2 protein-coding genes are annotated in these 1,388 nt (G+C 55.3%); one reads left to right on the forward strand and one right to left on the reverse strand.

The features are described from left to right. Positions 1-266 (forward strand): hypothetical protein (locus Q8M88_RS02010; RefSeq protein WP_305594563.1); only part of this gene is annotated, 266 nt, incomplete at its 5' end. Between the two features lie 59 nt (positions 267-325). Here Q8M88_RS02010 and Q8M88_RS02015 read toward each other — a convergent pair. After that, positions 326-1,282: an integron integrase gene (locus Q8M88_RS02015; RefSeq protein WP_305594564.1), complete on the reverse strand. Its 957-nt coding sequence runs from the start codon at positions 1,280-1,282 to the stop codon at positions 326-328. Positions 1,283-1,388: the final 106 nt, after the last annotated feature.

Genomic DNA, 1,388 nt, shown 5'->3' on the forward strand with positions numbered 1-1,388 from the left:
TGCCGTTTGGCCATTTTCTCGCTCGCCTTTTTGATGCGCTCGAGCTCCTTTTGCCGCTTGATGAACTTGTCTTGGCCTGGTCTTGCCATATTACATATTCCTCCTGTCTTCTTCCAGTCTTACCATCCCCCCCAGGTCTTCTATTCTTCAGGCGCAAAAAAACCCCGAAGCCTTTTATTGCAGGCTCTGGGGTAGGGGAAACAGCCAAAACCAAATCTGAAAGCGCGGCTTATATAAGCCTTCCCGCCGCCGATGTCAAGGATTAGTTTTCGCACGGATATCCCAATCGGCTCACGGAGGCAGGGCATCGCCCACGCCCCGCCCTTCATTCCAGGGTATCCAGCGGACTCTTGACTCCCATTCCTCCCCGCTTCATTACATGGGTATAGATCATCGTCGTGGAGACATCCTTGTGCCCGAGCAGCTCCTGGACCGTCCGGATATCGTAGCCGGCCTCCAGCAGATGGGTGGCGAAGCTGTGCCGGAAGGTATGGGGACTGACCGGTTTGGTGAAACCGGCCGTGCGCGCCGCCCTCTGTACCGCCCGCTGAAGACCGTCCTCGCCGACATGGTGGCGCCTCCTTCTGCCGCTCCGCGGATCCACCGAAATCCGATCGGCTGGAAAAACATACTGCCAGCCTATCTCCCGCGAGGCGTTGGGATACTTTCGCTCCAGTGCATAAGGCAGGTAAACCTCCCCCAGGCCGTTGCGCAGATCCTGCTCATGCAGGATGAGAACCCTCTTGATCTGCTCTGCGAGAAGCGGCCTTAACTGCTCCGGCAGCATTGTCGCCCGGTCCTTCATACCCTTTCCATCGCGGACAAGAATCTGATTCTGTTCAAAGTCCACATCCTTGATCCGCAGACGCACGCACTCCATCAGACGGAGGCCGCATCCATAGAGGAGCTTGGCCATAAGCTGATGGATCCCCGTCATGGAGGCGAGGAGTCGCCCCGCCTCCCCGCGCGACATGACCGTCGGCAGGCGTTCCGGTTTCTTGGCCCGTTCCGTCGGACCAAGTTCCCCTACTTCCTTTTGCAGGACTTGCTTATAAAGGAATACAAGAGCGTTCAATGCCTGATTCTGGGTGCTCGCCGCAACGTGCTTTTCGGTTGCCAGGTAAGAGAGAAACCGCGAAATTTCTGTTGCGCCCATTTCAAGCGGATGGCGTTTGTCGTGAAAAAAAATGTATCGCTTGATCCAATCCACGTAGGCCTGTTCGGTGCGGATGGAGTAATGTCTTTTCCGGAGAACATCCCGGACCTGATCCAATAGCTTCATCTTCTGTCATCCCCTGCGGTATTTTTAATAGGCTCATCTCCCAAGTGAGTGGGTAAATTAACACGGTTTATATCTCCGGAAGCATGCAAGTGAGGATTTTGAGGCG

This window comes from Phenylobacterium sp., from assembly GCF_030693805.1.
Taxonomy (GTDB): Bacteria; Pseudomonadota; Alphaproteobacteria; order Caulobacterales; family Caulobacteraceae; genus Phenylobacterium.